Annotated in this window: 16 protein-coding genes, 1 other RNA gene and 4 pseudogenes; 13 read left to right on the plus strand and 8 right to left on the minus strand. The window is 64.0% G+C overall.

All coding sequences use genetic code 11. The annotated features are described in order from the left end of the window. Nucleotides 1-33 precede the first annotated feature (33 nt). The 8 genes from ftsE (at nucleotide 34) to EET03_RS06565 (ending at nucleotide 6,508) form a co-directional block, all read left to right on the plus strand. Nucleotides 34-723, plus strand: coding sequence for a cell division ATP-binding protein FtsE (ftsE, locus tag EET03_RS06530; protein ID WP_075543402.1), 690 nt, complete (start codon nucleotides 34-36; stop codon nucleotides 721-723). Then, nucleotides 724-1,617 carry a permease-like cell division protein FtsX gene (ftsX, locus tag EET03_RS06535; protein WP_063470754.1) on the plus strand — a complete coding sequence of 298 codons (894 nt, stop codon included), beginning with the start codon at nucleotides 724-726 and terminating at the stop codon, nucleotides 1,615-1,617. Between the two features lie 2 nt (nucleotides 1,618-1,619). Beyond that, entirely contained in the window at nucleotides 1,620-2,117 is a 498-nt protein-coding gene (gene smpB, locus EET03_RS06540) for an SsrA-binding protein SmpB (protein WP_075543340.1), read from the plus strand. Between the two features lie 51 nt (nucleotides 2,118-2,168). Continuing rightward, entirely contained in the window at nucleotides 2,169-3,389 is a 1,221-nt protein-coding gene (locus EET03_RS06545; protein ID WP_167470595.1) for an ATP-binding protein, read from the plus strand. Nucleotides 3,390-3,412: 23 nt separating this feature from the next. After that, nucleotides 3,413-4,423, plus strand: coding sequence for a tetratricopeptide repeat protein (locus EET03_RS06550; protein ID WP_063470766.1), 1,011 nt, complete (start codon nucleotides 3,413-3,415; stop codon nucleotides 4,421-4,423). A 19-nt stretch (nucleotides 4,424-4,442) separates the two neighbouring features. Continuing rightward, nucleotides 4,443-5,288: a maleylpyruvate isomerase family mycothiol-dependent enzyme gene (locus tag EET03_RS06555; RefSeq protein WP_063470757.1), complete on the plus strand. Its 846-nt coding sequence runs from the start codon at nucleotides 4,443-4,445 to the stop codon at nucleotides 5,286-5,288. Nucleotides 5,289-5,374: 86 nt separating this feature from the next. Beyond that, nucleotides 5,375-5,742, plus strand: a transfer-messenger RNA (tmRNA) gene (gene ssrA / locus EET03_RS06560). A gap of 43 nt (nucleotides 5,743-5,785) precedes the next feature. After that, nucleotides 5,786-6,508, plus strand: a complete 723-nt coding sequence (locus EET03_RS06565) for a site-specific integrase (RefSeq protein WP_099194026.1) — start codon at nucleotides 5,786-5,788, stop codon at nucleotides 6,506-6,508. A 23-nt stretch (nucleotides 6,509-6,531) separates the two neighbouring features. Here EET03_RS06565 and EET03_RS30100 read toward each other — a convergent pair whose 3' ends face one another. After that, nucleotides 6,532-6,786: a DUF732 domain-containing protein gene (locus EET03_RS30100; protein WP_167470596.1), complete on the minus strand. Its 255-nt coding sequence runs from the start codon at nucleotides 6,784-6,786 to the stop codon at nucleotides 6,532-6,534. A gap of 599 nt (nucleotides 6,787-7,385) precedes the next feature. Next, nucleotides 7,386-7,645 (minus strand): annotated as a pseudogene (locus tag EET03_RS06575) (type II toxin-antitoxin system PemK/MazF family toxin). Here EET03_RS06575 and EET03_RS06580 point away from each other — a divergent pair. Beyond that, nucleotides 7,589-7,903 (plus strand): annotated as a pseudogene (locus EET03_RS06580) (hypothetical protein); the annotation flags it as partial. The pseudogenes EET03_RS06575 and EET03_RS06580 sit on opposite strands and share 57 nt — an antisense overlap. A gap of 164 nt (nucleotides 7,904-8,067) precedes the next feature. Next, nucleotides 8,068-9,252 carry a triacylglycerol lipase LipY gene (gene lipY, locus EET03_RS06585; protein WP_082274718.1) on the plus strand — a complete coding sequence of 395 codons (1,185 nt, stop codon included), beginning with the start codon at nucleotides 8,068-8,070 and terminating at the stop codon, nucleotides 9,250-9,252. Nucleotides 9,253-9,278: 26 nt separating this feature from the next. Here lipY (EET03_RS06585) and EET03_RS06590 read toward each other — a convergent pair. The 6 genes and pseudogenes from EET03_RS06590 to EET03_RS06620 all read right to left on the minus strand — a co-directional run. Next, nucleotides 9,279-9,398: pseudogene (locus EET03_RS06590) on the minus strand (universal stress protein); the annotation flags it as partial. Nucleotides 9,399-9,401: 3 nt separating this feature from the next. Further along, nucleotides 9,402-11,192: a serine/threonine-protein kinase gene (locus EET03_RS06595; RefSeq protein ID WP_075543335.1), complete on the minus strand. Its 1,791-nt coding sequence runs from the start codon at nucleotides 11,190-11,192 to the stop codon at nucleotides 9,402-9,404. 104 nt (nucleotides 11,193-11,296) lie between these two features. Beyond that, nucleotides 11,297-12,125: pseudogene (locus EET03_RS06600) on the minus strand (phytanoyl-CoA dioxygenase family protein). Between the two features lie 149 nt (nucleotides 12,126-12,274). Continuing rightward, the gene (locus EET03_RS06605) at nucleotides 12,275-13,036 is read right to left on the minus strand and encodes an enoyl-CoA hydratase/isomerase family protein (protein WP_099194027.1); all 762 of its coding nucleotides are present in this window, start codon (nucleotides 13,034-13,036) and stop codon (nucleotides 12,275-12,277) included. Continuing rightward, complete coding sequence (locus tag EET03_RS06610; RefSeq protein WP_075543333.1) at nucleotides 13,033-13,797, minus strand: alpha/beta fold hydrolase; 765 nt, start codon at nucleotides 13,795-13,797, stop codon at nucleotides 13,033-13,035. The genes EET03_RS06605 and EET03_RS06610 overlap by 4 nt, the downstream gene beginning before the upstream one ends. 211 nt (nucleotides 13,798-14,008) lie before the next feature. Further along, entirely contained in the window at nucleotides 14,009-14,206 is a 198-nt protein-coding gene (locus EET03_RS06620) for a hypothetical protein (RefSeq protein WP_075543331.1), read from the minus strand. Nucleotides 14,207-14,375: 169 nt separating this feature from the next. Between EET03_RS06620 and EET03_RS30740 the strand changes: the two genes are divergently transcribed. From EET03_RS30740 to lipY (EET03_RS06640), 3 genes are all read left to right on the plus strand, one after another. Next, nucleotides 14,376-15,041, plus strand: a complete 666-nt coding sequence (locus tag EET03_RS30740; RefSeq protein WP_075543330.1) for an SDR family NAD(P)-dependent oxidoreductase — start codon at nucleotides 14,376-14,378, stop codon at nucleotides 15,039-15,041. Nucleotides 15,042-15,351: 310 nt separating this feature from the next. Further along, nucleotides 15,352-16,050, plus strand: a complete 699-nt coding sequence (locus EET03_RS06635) for an MspA family porin (RefSeq protein ID WP_075543329.1) — start codon at nucleotides 15,352-15,354, stop codon at nucleotides 16,048-16,050. A gap of 264 nt (nucleotides 16,051-16,314) precedes the next feature. After that, nucleotides 16,315-17,949 carry a triacylglycerol lipase LipY gene (lipY, locus tag EET03_RS06640; RefSeq protein ID WP_075543400.1) on the plus strand — a complete coding sequence of 545 codons (1,635 nt, stop codon included), beginning with the start codon at nucleotides 16,315-16,317 and terminating at the stop codon, nucleotides 17,947-17,949. Nucleotides 17,950-18,155 lie beyond the last annotated feature (206 nt).

The following is an 18,155-nucleotide window of genomic DNA, read 5'->3' on the forward strand; positions in this document are numbered from 1 at the left end:
CAGCGAAACTCACCGCTACACTGGCGTGCCGTGATGATCACCCTGGACCATGTCACCAAGCAATACAAATCGTCGGCGCGTCCGGCGCTGGATGACGTCAACGTCAAGATCGACAAGGGTGAGTTCGTCTTCCTGATCGGCCCGTCGGGTTCGGGCAAGTCGACCTTCATACGGTTGTTGCTCGCGGCCGAGACGCCGACATCCGGAGATGTGCGGGTGTCGAAGTTTCATGTCAACAAGCTGCGGGGTCGGAACGTCCCGAAACTGCGTCAGGTGATCGGCTGCGTCTTTCAGGATTTTCGGCTATTGCAGCAAAAGACCGTGTACGAAAACGTCGCATTTGCGCTGGAGGTGATCGGCAAACGCACCGACGCGATCAACCGGGTGGTGCCCGAGGTGCTCGAGACGGTGGGATTGTCGGGCAAAGCCAACCGGCTGCCGGACGAGTTGTCGGGCGGCGAACAACAGCGGGTCGCGATCGCCCGCGCCTTCGTGAACCGGCCGCTGGTACTGCTGGCCGACGAGCCCACCGGCAACCTCGACCCAGACACCAGTAAGGACATCATGGATTTGTTGGAGCGGATCAACCGAACCGGGACCACGGTGGTGATGGCCACCCACGATCACCACATTGTCGACTCGATGCGGCAGCGGGTCGTCGAGTTGTCGCTGGGCCGGCTGGTTCGTGACGAACAGCGCGGCGTCTATGGGATGGATCGCTAAGTGCGCTTCGGCTTCCTGCTCAACGAGGTCCTGACCGGCCTTCGTCGCAATGTCACCATGACGATCGCCATGATCCTGACGACCGCGATCTCGATCGCCCTGTTCGGCGGCGGACTGCTGGTGGTCCGGCTGGCCGACAACTCCCGAGCCATCTACCTCGACCGCGTCGAAACCCAGGTCTTCCTGACCGACGACGTCTCCGCCAACGATCCCGCCTGCGACAGCGACCCGTGTAAAGCGCTGCGCGAGAAGATCGAAAAGCGATCCGACGTCAAGGCGGTGCGCTTCCTCAACCGTCAGCAGGCCTATGACGACGCCATCCGGAAATTCCCGCAGTACAAGGACGTGGCCGGAAAAGATTCCTTCCCAGCGTCATTCATCGTCAAACTGGAAAATCCCGAGCAGCACAAGGACTTCGACACCGCTATGCAGGGCCAGCCCGGGGTGCTGTCGGTACTCAACCAGAAGGATCTGATCGACCGGCTGTTCGCCGTGCTCGACGGGCTCAGCAATGCCGCGTTTGCCGTGGCGCTTGTCCAGGCCATAGGCGCGGTCTTGTTGATCGCCAACATGGTCCAGGTCGCCGCCTATACGCGGCGCACCGAGATCGGCATCATGCGATTGGTCGGGGCCAGCCGCTGGTACACCCAGCTGCCGTTCCTGGTGGAGGCGATGTTGGCCGCGACCGTCGGCGTCCTCATCGCCATCGGCGGCCTGATCCTGGTGCGGGCGATGTTCTTGGAGAATGCGCTGAACCAGTTCTACCAAGCCAATTTGATCGCCCGCGTCGACTACGCCGACATCCTGTACATCGCGCCGTGGCTGTTGCTGTTGGGTGTGGCGATGGCCGGGCTGACGGCTTACGCGACGCTGCGAATCTACGTGCGGCGATAGCGATGGCCAATAAGGCGCCGGGCAAGCAGGCCAAGATCGGCCGAAAGATCATCGCCACCAATCGCAAGGCCCGGCACAACTATTCGATCATCGAGGCCTTCGAGGCCGGCATGGCACTGCAGGGGACCGAGGTGAAGAGCCTGCGCGAGGGGCATGCGTCGTTGGTCGACGCGTTCGCCACTATCGACGACGGCGAAATCTGGCTGCGCAACTTGCACATTCCGGAGTACCAGCACGGCAGCTGGACCAACCACGAACCGCGGCGCAACCGCAAGTTGCTGTTGCACCGGCGTCAGATCGACACGCTGATCGGGAAGCTCCGCGAAGGCAACTTCGCGCTGGTGCCGTTGTCGCTGTATTTCACCGACGGCAAGGTCAAGGTCGAGATCGCGCTGGCCCGCGGTAAGCACGCCCACGACAAACGCCAGGACCTGGCGCGCCGCGACGCCCAGCGCGAGGTTGTCCGGGAGCTGGGCCGCCGCGCCAAGGGCATGGGCTGACGGCGCTGACTGGCGCGCAGGGGCGGGTTGCGGTATTTACGGGGGATGGCCGTGACTGAAGACCCTGTTATTCGCGAGTTGTCCGCAGCGGTGCAGCGCAGCCCCGAAGTCGTCGAGCTGCGTGTGCATTTGGCTACCTTGTTGGCCGACAAGGGGCGCTATGCCGAGGCGTTGGGACACTGCAGCGCGGCATTGAGTCAGGACGCCGGCAACGCCGGCGCGCTGAACCTGCTGCAGCGGTGCAGTACCGCGCTGGCCGAGCCCATCCCGCCTCAGCCGCAGGCTCCTGCCGAAGCCGGCTTCGACTGGTCCAGCGCCGAAAAAGAAGTTGCCGACATCATCGAGCCTGCCTTCGTCGAGGCGGCCCCCGACGTCCTGGCCGAGGGGGATTTCGACGTGCTGCAGCGCAGCCAGGTGCGGCTGTCCGACGTGGCGGGCATGGTCGACGTCAAACAGCAACTGGAACTGTCGTTGCTCGGGCCGCTGCGCAATCCCGATCTGATGAAGGCATACAAGGTGTCCGCTCGCGGTGGGTTGCTCCTATACGGGCCACCTGGATGCGGCAAAACCTATATCGCCAAGGCGGTTTCGGGAGAGTTGGGCGCCAGCTTCTACCAGCTGGGAATCGCCGACGTGCTGCATCGTTACCAGGGCGACAGCGAGCGCAGCATCCGTTCGGCCTTCGACAATGCCCGCCGCAACGCTCCCTGTGTGCTGTTCTTCGACGAAGTGGACGCGTTGGGGCATCGGCGTTCCGCGCTGAGCGGCAGCTCGGGCATCCGCACCATCGTCAACACGTTGCTGGAAGAACTCGACACCGCTACGTCCGCCAACGACGGGGTCTATGTGCTCGGTGCCACCAATGCGCCCTGGGACGTCGATCCGGCATTGCGGCGGCCCGGGCGTTTCGATCGGATGATTTTCGTGGGGTTGCCTGATGCCGAGGCCAGGGCGGGGATAGTCCGGTTTCATTTGAAGGATCGGCCGGTCGCCGGGATCGATCCCGCCGCGGTCGCCAACCGCACCGAGGGGTTCTCGGGTGCCGATCTGGCGCATGTTTGCGACAGCGCCACGCAATTGGCGATGGCCGATTCGATGCGCAGCGGGCAGGTTCGTCCGGTGATGATGGCCGATGTGCACGCGGCCGTGGCGCAGATCAGGCCCAGCGCCGGACCTTGGTTCGAAACCGCGCGCAACGTCGTCGAATTCGCCAACGGCGACGGCACCTACGACGAGTTGGCAAAGTATCTGCGGCGCAGGAAGATTCGGTGACGTCAGACACGGACACTGATCACGTGGCCGAAGCTGTCCACCTCGCCAGTGCCTACGTCGACACGGGAAATTATGAGCGGGCCCGGGATGTCCTGCGCCGTGCGTTGGCGGAAAACCCGACTGATCCGGTCCTGCTGGCGCACCTCGCCCGGGCTGAGTACATGCTGGCAAACTACGACATTGCCTCTCATAGCGCGTACGGCGCGTTATCTGCAGCGCCGCAGTACGAGTTCGCCATGCGGCTTTACGCGCTGTCACTCGAAGGCCTGGGTCGCTCGTACGATGCCCTTTGGATGGCCTGGCGGACCGTGCTTACTCATCCCAACGAACCTGCGGCGCAGCGGCTTTACGCGAAGCTGCTGCAAAATTCGCGCCAGCTTACATCGGCGCTACTCGTAGTAGACGAGGCATTGCGCCTTGATCCCACGAGTGTCGATGCGTTGGTGCTGCGCGGTTCCATCCTGCATGACCTGCGTCGTATCCCGGAATCCACCGCAACGTATCAGGAGGCCTTGGCGTCGGATCCAGACAACGCCACGGCGCTCCACAACATTGCCGTCAATCGGCTTCTGGCCGGTAAGTTCTCACTCGCGCTGCGTGGATTTCTGAGGGCCGCGAGAAATGACCCGACGCTAGGAGATCTCGCGCGCCGCAATATCGCCGACCTTGTCACGAAGATGCTGAAAAGTCTGACTGTCGTCGCGGTGCTCCTCGGATTGTTTGTCGTTTTTGTCGGCGCCGCGCACCACGAGGGCGAGCCAACCTCCAGATTGCGAGTGTTGGTCGGGCTGTTCACCGCTGTGCTGATCGCCATCCTTGGCTGGCTATTGCGAGCGATACCTCGTGGGGTTATTTCGTACATCTTTCGCAACCGTGGCTTTGTCGCCGCCCGCTTGATCCACGCGGCCTCGGCAGCGTGTGCTGGGGCTGGGGTCACCGTTTTCGGCGGGTCGGCGTGGGCGGTCGCGGCTGGGGGAATGTTGATTGTCATTGGTTTGATTCTCGCGCGGGCCGGCGTGACGCTCGGATGGTGACCGGCCTACTATCCGAGCCATGGCCGATCGTCCGCTGACCCAACTCGACAAGTCCGACGTCCTGGCCGGGCTTTTCGCCGTGTGGGACTCCCTCGATGCGCTACTGGACGGACTGCCCGAGGCGGATTGGCAGTCGATGAGCCCGCTGCCCGGCTGGAATGTCAAGGCGGTCGTGTCGCACATCATCGGTACCGAGTCATTCCTGCTCGGCATCGGCGCACCGGAGGCCGATATCGACGTCTCCACACTCGAGCATGTGCGCAATCCCATCGGAGTGATGAACGAGAGCTGGGTGATTCATCTCAGCGGAGAGTCGGGCACTAGTTTGCTGAAGCGGTTCCGCGAGGTGACCACCAAACGCCGCAAGGCCTTGGAGAGCATGGCGGACGCCGACTGGAACGCGGCGACCACGACGCCGGCGGGCCCCGACACCTACGGGCGCTTCATGCGGATCCGTACCTTCGACTGCTGGATGCACGAACAGGACATCCGCCAGGCGCTGCAGCGGCCGTCGTCCGACGAACAATTGGGCGGTCGGACCGCCGAGCTGTCCCTCGACGAAATGTCTTCCAGCATGGGGTTCGTCGTAGGCAAGCTGGCCAAAGCGCCCGACGGCTCCCGGGTGCTGTTCGACCTGACCGGCCCGTTGGCCCGCACCATCCGGGTCAGCGTCGACGGCCGCGCGCAGCTGGTCGACGACTTCGGCGGACAAGAGCCGACCGCGACCATCCGGCTCGATGGGCTGCAGTTCACCAGGCTCGCCGGCGGTCGTCCGATGAGCCCAGCTCGCAGCCAGCACGTGGAACTCGGTGGCGAGAAGGATCTCGCGGGTCGGATCGTCGAGCGTCTGAACTTCGTGATCTGATCGGGAAGATAATCTCGTTGCCCGTTGTTGGTAGACGCGTACCATTGATTGTCTTGCCGGAAGTCGGCAAGGGTGCTCGAAGACATGGGGCTGAACGGTTTCGACTTCGCGCATCGAATCAAGGGAAGCGTGCCGGTGCAGGCAAGAGACCACCGTAAGCGTCGTTGCAACCAAATAAGCGCCGATTCACATCAGCGCGACTACGCTCTCGCTGCCTAAGCGACGGCTAGTCTGTCAGACCGGGACCGCCCTCGACCCGGACCCTGGCATCAGCTAGAGGGATCAACCGAGGAGTTCGGTCGCGGGGCTCATCGGGACACCAACAGCGACTGGGATCGTCATCCTGGCTAGTTCGCGTGACCAGGAGATCCGAGCAGAGACATAGCGAACTGCGCACGGAGAAGCCTTGAGGGAATGCCGTAGGACCCGGGTTCGATTCCCGGCAGCTCCACCGAATAACCGCAGGTCAAACGCCATATCGTGATAAGCTCCCCGTCATGTCAAGTGATTTGTCAAGTTCACACTGGGCATCGATACGGAAGCGGCCACGAAAGAACGGCACCACCGCCCACACTGTTCTTTACTGGATCGACGGGCGCCAGACTGGAATCACCTTCGACGATCCGCGTCAGGCCGACGCGTTGGCAACGCTCATCAGGGCCCATGGAGCACGCCGTGCACTGTCTATGCACGGGATTGACCCGACCCCACGCACCCGCGACCCACAGCCGCCGCTCACCGTGGGAACCTGGATCGGCCGTCACCTCGACGCGCTGTCGGGCATCGAACGCAAGACCCTCACCGAATACAAGCGCTACCTCACGCGCGACATCGAACCCATACTCGGGGCCGTTCCGCTGGCCGCGCTGCGGCGTTCCGATATCAGCTCATGGGTCAACACGCTGCGCGATGGTGGCGCCAGCGGCAAGACGATCCAGAACAAGATGGGCTTCTTGTCGGGCTGCCTCAACGCCGCGGTCCGGGAAGGCGAGCTGACCGCTAACCCGGCTGCCGGCATCCGGCTACCGCGCACGGTGCGCCGCGAAATGTGCTTCCTCACCCGCGATGAGTACCAGATACTGCGCTCCTGTTTCGCCGCTCGATGGCATCCTCAAGCGCTTTATGACATTCTTACGCAAGGAGATTACCAGCCGGGGGATTTTTTGTGCCTCGAGAGGAAAGCATCTCAATTATTGGTGGGAGCTGAAAACCGTTGGTAGTGAATATATTTCAGGCAGGGGCATTAGCGCACTAGCGACGACGTTAGCTCCGGGCAATACGCACTCACGGCTGCGAACACCACATTCGCCGCATCAATCGGGCGCATCGTCGAATTGCTGGCCATATACGCACTCGCCACCTCGGCGCCCGAATGTCCCTGCCTGACAAGAGCGCATATGCGCTTGCCGTCGGCTATCACCAGACTTGGGTCGGTGATGGTCAGACCGTAAGACTGCAGCATGGAAATATAGGCCGCGTCCCGATCGATACCGCCCACTGATGGGGTGGGTAGCTGCAGATGCTCGGCTAGGCCTGGTGAGTCCGGCAATGTGTACGGTGCCGGCAATGTGTACGGTGCCTCTGTTGGCGGAGCTTGGTTACCGACCCTAGTAACCGTCGGAGCCGACATGTGAGCCATGTCGCCCGCGGCCACCCGCGACCACGCAACCATCACCGCACTGGCGACCGCCAAACTCGCCAGTACTATGCCGGCGGCCCACCGCTCCGTCTCGCGCCATGTATGCGCCGGGGCTGGGCTCGGGTCATCCGCTGACCATGCCAACTCGACAATCGGTTCAGGCACCACCACAGTCTCGTCACAGCCCACACCGAGGGCCGTGTCGTCGTTAGCCGAGCCTGGCTCAGCCATGAGGGTAACTGTAGATCTTCTTGCGGTGGGCCGCACTTGGCATTGTCAAGTTACTTCTAGGTTTTCCCAGGTCGCTGCGTGCCGTTCGGTGCTTGTTACTCGTCTTACATCCCTGTATTTTCGCAGCTAAAAGGCCATTTCATGGGGTTTTAGAACAGGTTCGATTCCCGGCAGCTCCACCACTTGATGGGCCGGGTCGGCGGCCCATTTGCAGGCAACGACAGCCATCACCGACCGAGGTATCGTGCCACGGCGTGTTCACCGCCGTGCACATCGACGAAGTCGATCGTCCGGATCTGGTCGACCTGATTTCCGGCTCTGGGCGGAAGACCGCAGGTTGTGCCTTTGTCGACGTCGGTACTACGGTAACGGCACTCCACGGCATCGAGCCGGGACTGATGACCACGGCGTAGTGCCGCCCGCGTTGCTCGTGCCCTCGCTGCGCATCACCGAAGTCGACCCTGCAGACCGCTCCCCGAATCACCACGCGTCCGGTTCGGTGGACACGTCCTCGTCTCGAAGCCGCTCAGCGTCGGTGCGAGCCTGCTTGATCCACACTTCCCGTTCGAGCAGCGGCAGCGCCCGGGGGATGACGTCACTTTTGCGTTCGCCGCTGCGCATTGCGGCCTTGATGATCTCTTCATCTTTTTCAGTAGATTGCAAGCCGATGGTCGCCGTCATGCGGACGAAGGTGCGCCCATGTTGCACATCGTCGAGCAATTGTTCAAACACGCAATCGGCACCCCGAGGCTGCGTTCGTCTTCTCGTCTTCCTTACCTGAGGTCCACCTGGAAGCCGGTTTCCGGCAAACCGCTACGTGATTCCCCGGCCTCGGCATAAGCTCCGGCTACTCGGTGATCGGTATCGGCTGGGCAACTCGACGGGTTGCCCGAAGGGTGGAGCGGCACGGTGTCGTATGTTCTTGCGTCTCCCGAGCTAATGTCCGGCGCGGCCACAGAGGTGGTTTCGATTGGTTCGGTGGTCGCAACCGCAAACCAGGGCATGGCCGCGGCCACCACTGAGGTATTGGCCGCGGCCGCGGATGAGGTGTCAGAGGCGATCGCGGCCTTCTTTTCCGCCCACGGCCGGGACTATCTAGCTGTCAGCGCACACGCGGCGGCTTTCCATGAGCGGTTCGTGCAGGCATTGACCGGCGCTGCCGGGGCGTATGCCACCGCCGAAGCGGCCGGCGCTGCGCCTCTTGCGACCTTTGGGCAGGCGGTGCTCGGCGTTCAGCTGGAAATCCAGCAGATCCCCACGACGATTGCCGCCGGATTCAGCTCCGGGCTCGCATCTCTGACTTCAGTGCCAGGTAATCCACTCCTGATGCTGCTTGCCAGCGACATCCCGCCGCTGTCGTGGGTCCTGGGCAACTCCCCGCCACCACTGTTGAATTTGCTGCTGGGGCAAACGGTGCAGTACACCACGTATCAGGGGATGAGCGTCGTGCAGATCACGCCGGCCGCTCCAACCGGCGAATACGTGGTTGCCCTGCACGGTGGCGCGTACATTTTCCCGGCCTCGTTCTTCCACTGGATCAATTACTCGGTGACGGCCTACCAGACCGGCGCGACCTTCGAAGTGCCGATTTACCCATTGCTCCAGCAAGGTGGTACCGCCGCCACGGTCGTACCCCGAACAGCCGGCTTCATCTCGTCGCAGATCGCGCAACACGGAGCCCAGAATGTCAGCGTGGTCGGCGACTCCGCGGGCGGCAACCTCGCACTGGGGGCCGTCCAATACCTGGTCAGCCAATCCGAACCGGTACCTTCGTCGATGGTGTTGCTGTCTCCGTGGCTGGATGTGGGGACTGGGGGACTCGGCGCGGTGTGGGCAGGCAATCTTCCTGCGAACAACTATCTGGTCAGCCCGCTGTATGGGTCACTTGGCGGTCTTCCGCCGACGTATGTCTACTCCGGTTCGCTGGATCCACTTGCACAACAAGCGGCCGTCCTCCAGCAAGCAGCCTTAGCCCAAGGGGCCCCGATGAGCTTCGTTTTGGAACCCGGCGGAATTCACGACTGGGTTCTGCTGACTCCGGGCGGGTTGCTGCACTGGCCGCAGATCAACCAGCAACTCGGTATCGTGGCCTGATCGCACGGTGGTGAACGGCCCTACCGTCAGGACTGAAGCGCCACGATCAGGGGGATCTTGGCCCTGTTGAGCACCGCCGCCCCGACCGAACCCAGCAACATGCCTGCGAATCCGCCGCGGCCGTGGCTGCCGACGACCAGCAGTTGCACCTACCCAGCCGCCTGCAGGGTGATCTCGGAGATTTCCGTCCGGCTCTCGCCATTGGTGGTGCCCAAGGTGGAGATCCACACCAGCACATTGGAGGTCTTGGTCCGGTTATCCACCGTTATGCGGTTGTGTCCCGGCTGCAGTGGCGTGTTCGGGGTCAGCGCGGTGGTGTCGGCCAATTTGGTCGGGGTTTGGTCGGGTGACGAGCGGATCTGCACCTGGGTTCCCGTGCTGGACACGTCGATCGTCACGGCGCTCAGCGCGGTCGGTTGGGCCAGGTGCAGCAGCAGCCCCATTCCCTCGATGAATTTCGGGAACGGGACCGCGTCGCGATAGGTAACGGTGGACCACGCCGTGTTCGGGTTGCCGTCGATGGCCAGGTTGGCCTGCTGCGGATTGTCGGGGGCGCCGTCGGGTGAAAAAACCGTTGCGCTCACCGGCTTGACGATTGGTCCGGGGCGGGTCCGGGTGCCGAAACCGTGCGTGAAGTACAGAACCGCCGCCGCGGTCAACACGATGACACCGACGACGGCGACGAGCGCGGCGAGCCGGAGTTTTCTGCCTTTCGGCGCCTTGTCTCGCGGCGGTGTGGCGCCGACCTCCGACCGGCGTCGCCTCGGACGAGCTCCGGCTGACAAGTTGACGATTTTGTCGGCGTCGAGGGTTTCGCCGTCCCACAGGCCGGTGATCTCGACCTCGTCCCCGTCCGCGAGCTGACCTGCGACGAGGTCGGTTTGGATCTCGACGGGAAGTGGAGCGCGCCGGTTGCCGAGCGGCTCATATGGGACTACTTGGAACGACAGGATCCCGAACTGAGATTGGGCTTCGACCGCGCTTTGCGCTACGGCGCGCGCCGTTCCGTGAACAACCAGACGCTCGAGACGCTGCGTGGCCGGACGTCCGCCCGAACCGAGGTCCTCGGCGGGGCCCGGCCCCGACGTTTGCAAGCGCGCCGGGGCGCCCTGCTGGGTGAGAGCTAGGGCGAACTCGGTGCAAGTCGGGTAGCGCTGGTTGGGGTCTTTGGCCAGCGCCCTTGCCAGGACGGCGTCGAGGTGCGCGAGTTCGGGCCGGCGCTCTGATATCCGCGGTGGCGGCGTATTGAGATGGTTGCTGACGACGACGGCGCGATTCGAATCTTGAAAAGGGGGGGCGCCGGTTAATAGGTAAAACGTCGTCGCAGCCAGCGCGTATTGATCCGCCCGGCCGTCCAGTGGCTTGCCCAGCAGCTGCTCGGGGGCCACGTAACTGATGGTTCCGATGGCGACGTTGACGTCGGTGAGGTTGCTGACGTCGTCGATTCTGCGGGCGATGCCGAAATCGGTTAACAGCACCCTACGCCGGTGGCCATCGGGCGCGGTCACGAGGATGTTCTCGGGTTTGACGTCACGATGCAGCAGCCGGCGATCATGACCGAAGTCGAGCGCCTCGGCCACCGCCGTCACGATTTCCACGACGTCTTGCTCTGGCATGCCGTCCGGGTAGCGTTCCCGGACCAACCGACCCGCGTCGGTGCCGTCGACATACTCCATCGAGATCCAGAGCCGGCCGTTGAACTCACCGCGATCGAGAACGCCGACGATATGAGGGTGCCACAGCGTCGCCGCCAATTCGGCTTCGCGTTTGAATCTCGCCTGAAACTCCTCGTCGGCTGTGGCAGCCAACGACAAGACCTTCAGCGCGTCGTGACGCGGCAGCCGGGGATGCTGGGCGAGGTAAACCTCACCCATCCCACCGGTGCCGAGGAGGCGCTGAATCACGTAGCCAGCGAATACCTCACCGTTGTTGAACGGCATGCCCGAAAGCCTACAAACCGGCAGGGCCGGGTAGCGAATCCCGCCGATGAGGTGCCGGCCCGCGTCAGCACGACACACAGCTGTTTCGGCGCGGCCGTGACGACCTACAAGTCCGGCGCACTTTCCAACAGCCGTAGCGGGTGCAGGCCGTCGACCGCGCCGACGAGCGGCGGGTGGATGCTGTAGCCGAGCATGCGACGAATGTCCTCGGAGACCGTTCGGGCGATCTCGCGCGACACCGACCGCGACACCGACAAGGTGAAGGCCTCCATCGGCCGCAGCCACCGTTGGCAGTATTGGGCGGTGACGGCAAGACGCCCACGGCTGGTCGTGTTGGCGCCCCCGCCATGCCAAAGGGTGCCGACGAAGAAGACGCACGAACCGGCGGGCATGACGACCGGTATCGCGTGATCGCCTGCGCCCGGCCGACGGTTACCCCACCGGTGGCTGCCGGGAAAGAGCACCGTGGCGCCATTGTCGGCGGTGAAGTCGTCGATCGCCCAGATCGTTGCCGCCGCCAACGGTTCCCGTGGACGCGGGTAGAACCCGTCGTCATGGTGGGCCAGCTGGGCCAAGCAGGTAGTTGGGCATCAGCAACCGATCGAGCAGCGCCAGCACCCGCGGATTATCGACAAGCCGGTCGCATACGCGTGTCCTGCTCAGCATGCTGTAGATGCGTTGCGTGCGGCGGCCCTCGAAAGAGTCGCGCCCGGTGTGCCCCAGCCAGGGACGCAGGACCTCACGAATTTGCCGGCACTGCTCGGCGCTGAGCATGCTCTCCCAGATGAGGTAGCCGTCGCGGTCGAGGGCCGCCAAGTCGGTCTCGACGATCGCGGCGTCTACCGTGCTTCCGCCGCTTGGTATCCGCTTGTACCGATGCGCCAGATCGCCCCGGAGGTCCTCCAGCGTCGTGACGGGCTCGTCGATGTTCATTGGCACTCGTCCTTATTCGGGCTGGCACACCACCGGTGCCTTTCCCCTGACCACATTAGGCTGACTTCGACTCTAAGGGGGTGCAGGCGCCGACGGACGCCGAGCCCACGCTGCCCGACAGCCGGAGCCGGGCTGCTCCGTGTGTGACTTCAGCGACCGGTAAAGGTTGGGGCGCGACGCTGGGCTGCTGCCGCCACGCCCTCGCGGAAGTCGGCGGTCGCCTGCAGCCGGGTTTGCTCTTCGAGCTCGCGGGCGGTCGCCGCGGCGACAGCCTCGGCGAGTCCGGCGCGCATGGTGGCACGGATGCTTATCAGCGCCAAGGGAGCCGAGGCGGCGATGCGCTCGGCGAACCGAATCGCCGCCGGGCGCACCTCACCGTCGGCGGCCAATTCGTCGACTAACCCTGCCGCGTGGGCGATTTCACCTCCGTAATGCTCTCCGGTGAGCAGCCACTCGAGCGCTTTCTGCTGGCCGACCACGCGCGGCAACGTGGCGGTGATGCCGAAGCCGGGATGCAACCCGAGCCGGCTGAAGTTGGCCGCGAACTTCGAGGAGGGTGCGGCCACCCGGAAGTCCGCGCTGAGGGCAAGCCCGAGTCCGCCGCCGATCGCGGCGCCGTGCACCGCGGCGACAACCGGCTTGCCGGTGCGGAACAGCCGGGCGGCCTGAACGTAGAGCTCGCCGGGCGACACACGATCCCCGGCGGGCCGGGCGAAGTCGGCGCCGGCGCAGAAGTGTTTTCCTTCCGCGCACAACACGATCGCTCGGCATTGGGCGTCGTCATCCAGCCGCTCGTACGCGTCGGCGATGCCCTCGATCAAGGCGGTGTCGAAGTAGTTGTTCGGAGGTCGATGGATCTCCACGACGGCCACGTGGCCGCCGCGTTCGACGGTGACATCCGGGGTGTTCACAGCCGATCCAGGAATTCGCGCACCGCGGCGTTGAACGCCCCGGGCTGGTCCATGTTCGCCGCGTGCCCCGCATTGTCGATGACAACCTTGCGGGCCCTGGGGATTTTGCGGGCCATGTAATCGGCGCTGGCCAGGAAGTCGGTGTCCTGGGCGCCGACGACGACGAGCGTGGGCACCGTGATGCTGTCGAGCGACGTGATCACCCGAGCGTCCTTCTGGGCCATGACACCGCGGGCGGAGCGGGGCAGCCCCTCGGGATGCTGGTGTACGGCCTGCGCGAGTTCCGGTGACATGTCGGTGAGCGCTTCGCCCCGTTCGAGTCGTTGGGCGCGCCGTTCCACCCATGCGTTCCAGTTGTCGCGGGCCGCGTCGTTGCGGTAGCCGGGCCCCGTGTCGACCAGCACCAGCGCCGCCACCCGCTGCGGATGGGCGAGGTGGAAGGCCAGGGATAGGTAGCCGCCCAAGGACATGCCGCCGAGCACGGCCCGATCGGCGCCCGCGGTGTCGAGAACAGCCGCCATGTCGGCGACGCTGATCTGCTCGCTGTAGCGGTCCATGTCCTCGGGCGCGTCGCTGCCGCCGTGGCCGCGCTGGTCCCAGACGATCACCGACCGGTCGACGCTCAACGCATCGATGTTGGGGTCCCACATGCCCGCGGTGGCGCCGAAACCGTGCGTGAGCAACAGCGGCACACCCGGCGCCTGCGGATTGTGCACCCGCAAGGCCAGCGTGATCCCATCGTCGCGCTGTAATCGGTTCACGGCACCACCTTTGATACCACCTCAGACCCGCACTGGACGGCCGGGTAGAGGGCGTCGGGACCGCGCGCGACCAGCGCTGCGCCGAGCCGGTCCGCCCAGCGATGATGCCCTCCGCCTTCGTCTCGCCAGGCCCAGAGTCGGCGGGTCAAATAGTGCAACGGATACTCCTTCGTCATACCGATCGCGCCATGCGTCCGATGGGCTACCGCCGTCACCAGTTGTGCGCCGGGACCGCCATACCGACCCAGCAACGCTCGGCCAGCGCGGCCGAGAACGCCCGATCGACCCCGGCGCCCATCCCGCGGCCGGGCTGGAATGTCCCCCAGGGCAGCGTCTCGGCCAGGAACGCGCGAACCTGCTCCCGCAACTCCAGCCCCGCGGCGGTCAGCGCAGCAGGCGATGTGAGCATAGTTGGCAGGCTAACCACAACCTCGCTGTGAAGCGAGGAGAGTGGCCGCAGTCGGGGCGTGACCACTCGTCTCGTTCCGTTACGGCCAGAAGTGCCTTGACATTCGGAATGATGGCTCACGGGCAATCCCATATCTTCGGCAGCACAGGCGCTTTCGCCAATTGGTCCAGTGAAGGAGCGCCAGGTATGCGTCGATCTTCCGAAAGGGCGTTTCGACGGTCGCACCGTTGTCATCACCGGCGGTGGGTCCGGCATCGGCCGATGCACAGCGCACGAATTGGCCAGCCTCGGCGCCAAAGTCCTCATCACTGGCCGCAACGTCGACAAGCTCGAGCGGACGGCCGCCGAGATTCGTCAGGACGGTGCCAGCGTCGGCGCCAAAGTGCACTATGTGTTCGACGTTCGCGACGCGGAGCTGGGTCGTTGGGCAATGGCCGCGATGCTGGCGGATCACGGCGTCATCGACGGCTTGGTGAACAATGCCGGGGGCCAGTACCCGATGCCGCTCGAGTCCATCGGCAAGAAAGGCTGCGACGCCGTCCTGGCCAGCAATCTCACCGGCGGATTCCTGGTTGCCCGTGCGGGGTTCATGTCGCGGCTGCTGGTTCAGGCGCCGACCAGAAAAGATTCGGCGCTAAAATCCGTTCTTTTGGCACTTGACATTTCGGTTCTGACAGATCATTCCGATACGGCCCCAGTCTTGTGCGACGCCTCCTGCTTTGCCCGGACGTCGCGCTTCCGGTTCCTGGGTGAATATCGGGGTGAAGAGAAAATCGTCGATTATGGCCGGGACGTCATCGTCGGGTTCTGCGGAAGCGATGCCGCTGCTGCCTAGCAGAGCCGTCACCCATATTCCGGTGCTGGCTATCAGGATGGCCAGCACTGTTCGAGCGAACCTGTGCAGGGTCATTGATCGCCCTCTCTGCCATCTTCCACGAATCTCTGGCTTTGCCTGAAGTTTACTCCCCCAGCACCCTTGAGCATTCCGGCAAACGGGAATCGCTCGGCCACCAGTGGTGAGCGACGCAGGCGTTGCCAGACTGCCTCTTCTGAATTGCAAAGCAGCTACAAACGCGCAACAACTCTGATTTCATCAACCAGCAAAGCCGTGAAGGATTGGGGCGGTGCTTAGCGTATCGGCTGTGATGCCGATTTTCTCGGTAGTTCGCCGTGCCGCGGTTCTTGCCGTGTGCCTCGTCGTATCAATGACCGCGCCGTCGGCGGGTGCCCAACCCGACGCCGAACCCCCTCCCGGTGCAGTGCCACCGTCCGACGGGTCGGTACCTCCCGGCGCACCGGCCAGGGTGAACACTCCTGACGGCTGGGTCCTGGCCCTCGGCGCGAAGGACGAGAGACACGTTCCGGTGGCGCCGCTGACCACCGCGCTGTCCTCCCGCGAATACCTCTCCAGCGGAATCTTTGGCGCTTCGCTAACCGGGCCGGAAAACTCCCGAGGCGTCCTCGAGGTCGGGTACGAGATCGGGTGCGGGATCGACCAGAGCACCTCCAACGGCTTCGTCATGGCAAATGGCAGCGCAGTCTCTCCCTCGCTCGCCGCCCAGCTGCCGCTGGGGCCAGGCCAGCCGCCGACTGTCATACCGCTGGCCAGTGGGCAGTACAACAACGTGGTCAGCGTGGGCCTCAAGCCCGGATTCGTGGTCATCGTGCCGGTGGTCCGCAAAGAGTTCAAAGGGCCAAATCCCTGGATTATGATCAGCGACTTCCACATCAAGATCGACGGGTGCGTCGGCCAGTCGTTTATCCGCTCTTATGCGACCATGACCCGCGTTACCGATGAATCCGACGTGGTGCTGTCCTACGTCGGCTCCACCAAGGCCGTCTGACCGCAATTGCCGAAGGCGAGCAGAACGGGCCGAAATCCGCTGCCGTTGCCACCGCGGCTTTGCGGCGGTAGCAATCAGCAATCAGCCTCGGCGGCGCGAACGTCTTCGAGGGCACCGTCGTGGTGCTCGACACGTCCGGTTGTGGATTTCGGCGACTGCCACAGCGACTGCCCCGGAAACTCTTCCGCTAAGCCGTGGACGAGGTACGTTCCTGAATAGGCCTGATCGAGGGGGAATCGAGGGGGCAGGGTAGTGAGCTTTTCGGTGTGGCCGCCCGAGGTCAATTCGGTGTTGCTGCTTGCTGGACCGGGATCGGGGCCGATGCTGGCGGCGGCGGCGGCCTGGGACGGGATCGGCAGTGAATTGAGCTCAGCGGCGAGCGCATTCGGCTCGATCACTTCGGACCTGGGGGCTCAGGCCTGGCAAGGCGCGGGGTCGGCGTCCATGACGACCGCGGCAGCCCGGTACGTGGACTGGCTGGGAAGGGCGGCCGCTCAAGCCGAACGGTCAGCAGCCCAAGCCCGGGCGGCGGCCATCGCCTATGAAGCAGCGCTGGCCGGCATCGTGCACCCTGAACTGATCACCGCCAACCGTGGCCAGTTGGTGTCGCTGGTGATCTCTAACCTGTTCGGTCAAAACGCACCGGCGATCGCGGCCGCCGAGGCTGCATACGAGCAGATGTGGGCTCAGGACGTCGCCGCGATGAGCGGATATCACAGCAGTGCAGCGGCGACGGGCGCGCAGTTGGCCCCGTGGGAACAAGCGCTACAAAATCTGCCCGGGCTGCCAGGCGAATTCGCCAGAGCGATCGGAAGCGGTTTCGCTTTGGTAGAGCAGCAAATTCAGCAGACCCCCACGGCACTGGCCACTGGATTTACCCGGGTATCCGACACCCTCATCACCGGCGTCTTCGGGGCGCCGGCTGATCCGCCCTTCGCGGCAACGCAGACGGGGACCTTCACCGGCGCCCCGTCGCTGGCGACCAGACTTGAAGAAGCCGCGCTGTGGCCGGTAAAGCCCTTGCTCGCTGTGTCCGGCCTGGAAACTCAACTTGCGGTGCCCGGTAACCCGCTGTTGGCGTTGTTCTCCAGCGACATCCCGCCGCTGTCGTGGTTCCTCGGTAACTCCCCGCCACCTTTCTTGAATTTGCTGCTGGGGGAGACGGTGCAGTACACCACGTATCAGGGGATGAGCGTCGTGCAGATCACGCCGGCTCATCCGACCGGTGAATACGTGGTCGCCATTCACGGTGGCGCGTTTATCTTTCCGCCCTCGTTCTTGCACTGGATCAATTACTCGGTGATGGCCCAGCAGACCGGCGCGACCGTTCAAGTCCCGATATACCCGTTGCTGCAGGAAGGCGGTACCGCCGGCACGGTTGTACCCACGATGGCCGGTTTCATCTCCGCGCAAATCGCTCAATACCAGCCGTCCAACGTCAGCGTGATCGGCGACTCGGCGGGCGGCAACCTTGCACTGGCGGCTACCCAATACCTGGTGGCTAACGGCGACCCCGTACCGGAGTCAATGGTTTTGGTGTCTCCGTGGCTCGACGTGGGAATGACCAATCCGAATATCGGGCTGGTCCAGGATCCGTTGCTTCCTGTCGGGCCCGCGCAACAGATCGGCAAGGTGTGGGCCGGCAATCTTGACGTGAACGACCCCATGGTGAGTCCGTTGAACGGCTCCCTGGGCGGACTGCCGCCGACGTATGTCTACTCGGGCAACCTGGACATACTCGCGCCTGACGTGTTTGTCCTGCAACAAGCGGCCGTAACCCAAGGGGCCCCGGTCAGTTTCGTGCTGGCCAACGGTCAAATTCACGACTGGATTCTGCTTACTCCGGACGGTTTCCAATACTGGTCGCAGATCAACCGGGAACTCGGTATCGCCGCCTGATTGCGGGTCAAGCGCCTAGATGAGTAATTCCCAACTGCGCGCGGAGTGTGCATCGGCTGCGCCGAGTGTGTACTGGCGGCGGCGACACGCCGAGCGGCGCCGCAGTGGTTGCACTCTCGGCGTGTCGGCTTGTGAAGGATGTGGTTGGAGGGCACCGATGGACAGTTATGAAGACAGACCTCGATGCCCTCCTGACCGAACTGTAT

The organism is Mycobacterium innocens, assembly GCF_900566055.1.
Lineage (GTDB): Bacteria > Actinomycetota > Actinomycetes > Mycobacteriales > Mycobacteriaceae > Mycobacterium > Mycobacterium innocens.

Coding starts and splice junctions, on each gene's coding strand:
- EET03_RS06555 (WP_063470757.1), top strand. CDS start 4,443: ATGGCCGATCGTCCGCTGACCCAACTCGACAAGTCCGACGTCCTGGCC.
- smpB (WP_075543340.1), top strand. CDS start 1,620: ATGGCCAATAAGGCGCCGGGCAAGCAGGCCAAGATCGGCCGAAAGATC.
- EET03_RS06635 (WP_075543329.1), top strand. CDS start 15,352: ATGCCGATTTTCTCGGTAGTTCGCCGTGCCGCGGTTCTTGCCGTGTGC.
- EET03_RS06620 (WP_075543331.1), bottom strand. CDS start 14,206: ATGCTCACATCGCCTGCTGCGCTGACCGCCGCGGGGCTGGAGTTGCGG.
- EET03_RS06565 (WP_099194026.1), top strand. CDS start 5,786: ATGTCAAGTGATTTGTCAAGTTCACACTGGGCATCGATACGGAAGCGG.
- ftsE (WP_075543402.1), top strand. CDS start 34: ATGATCACCCTGGACCATGTCACCAAGCAATACAAATCGTCGGCGCGT.
- EET03_RS06595 (WP_075543335.1), bottom strand. CDS start 11,192: ATGCCGTTCAACAACGGTGAGGTATTCGCTGGCTACGTGATTCAGCGC.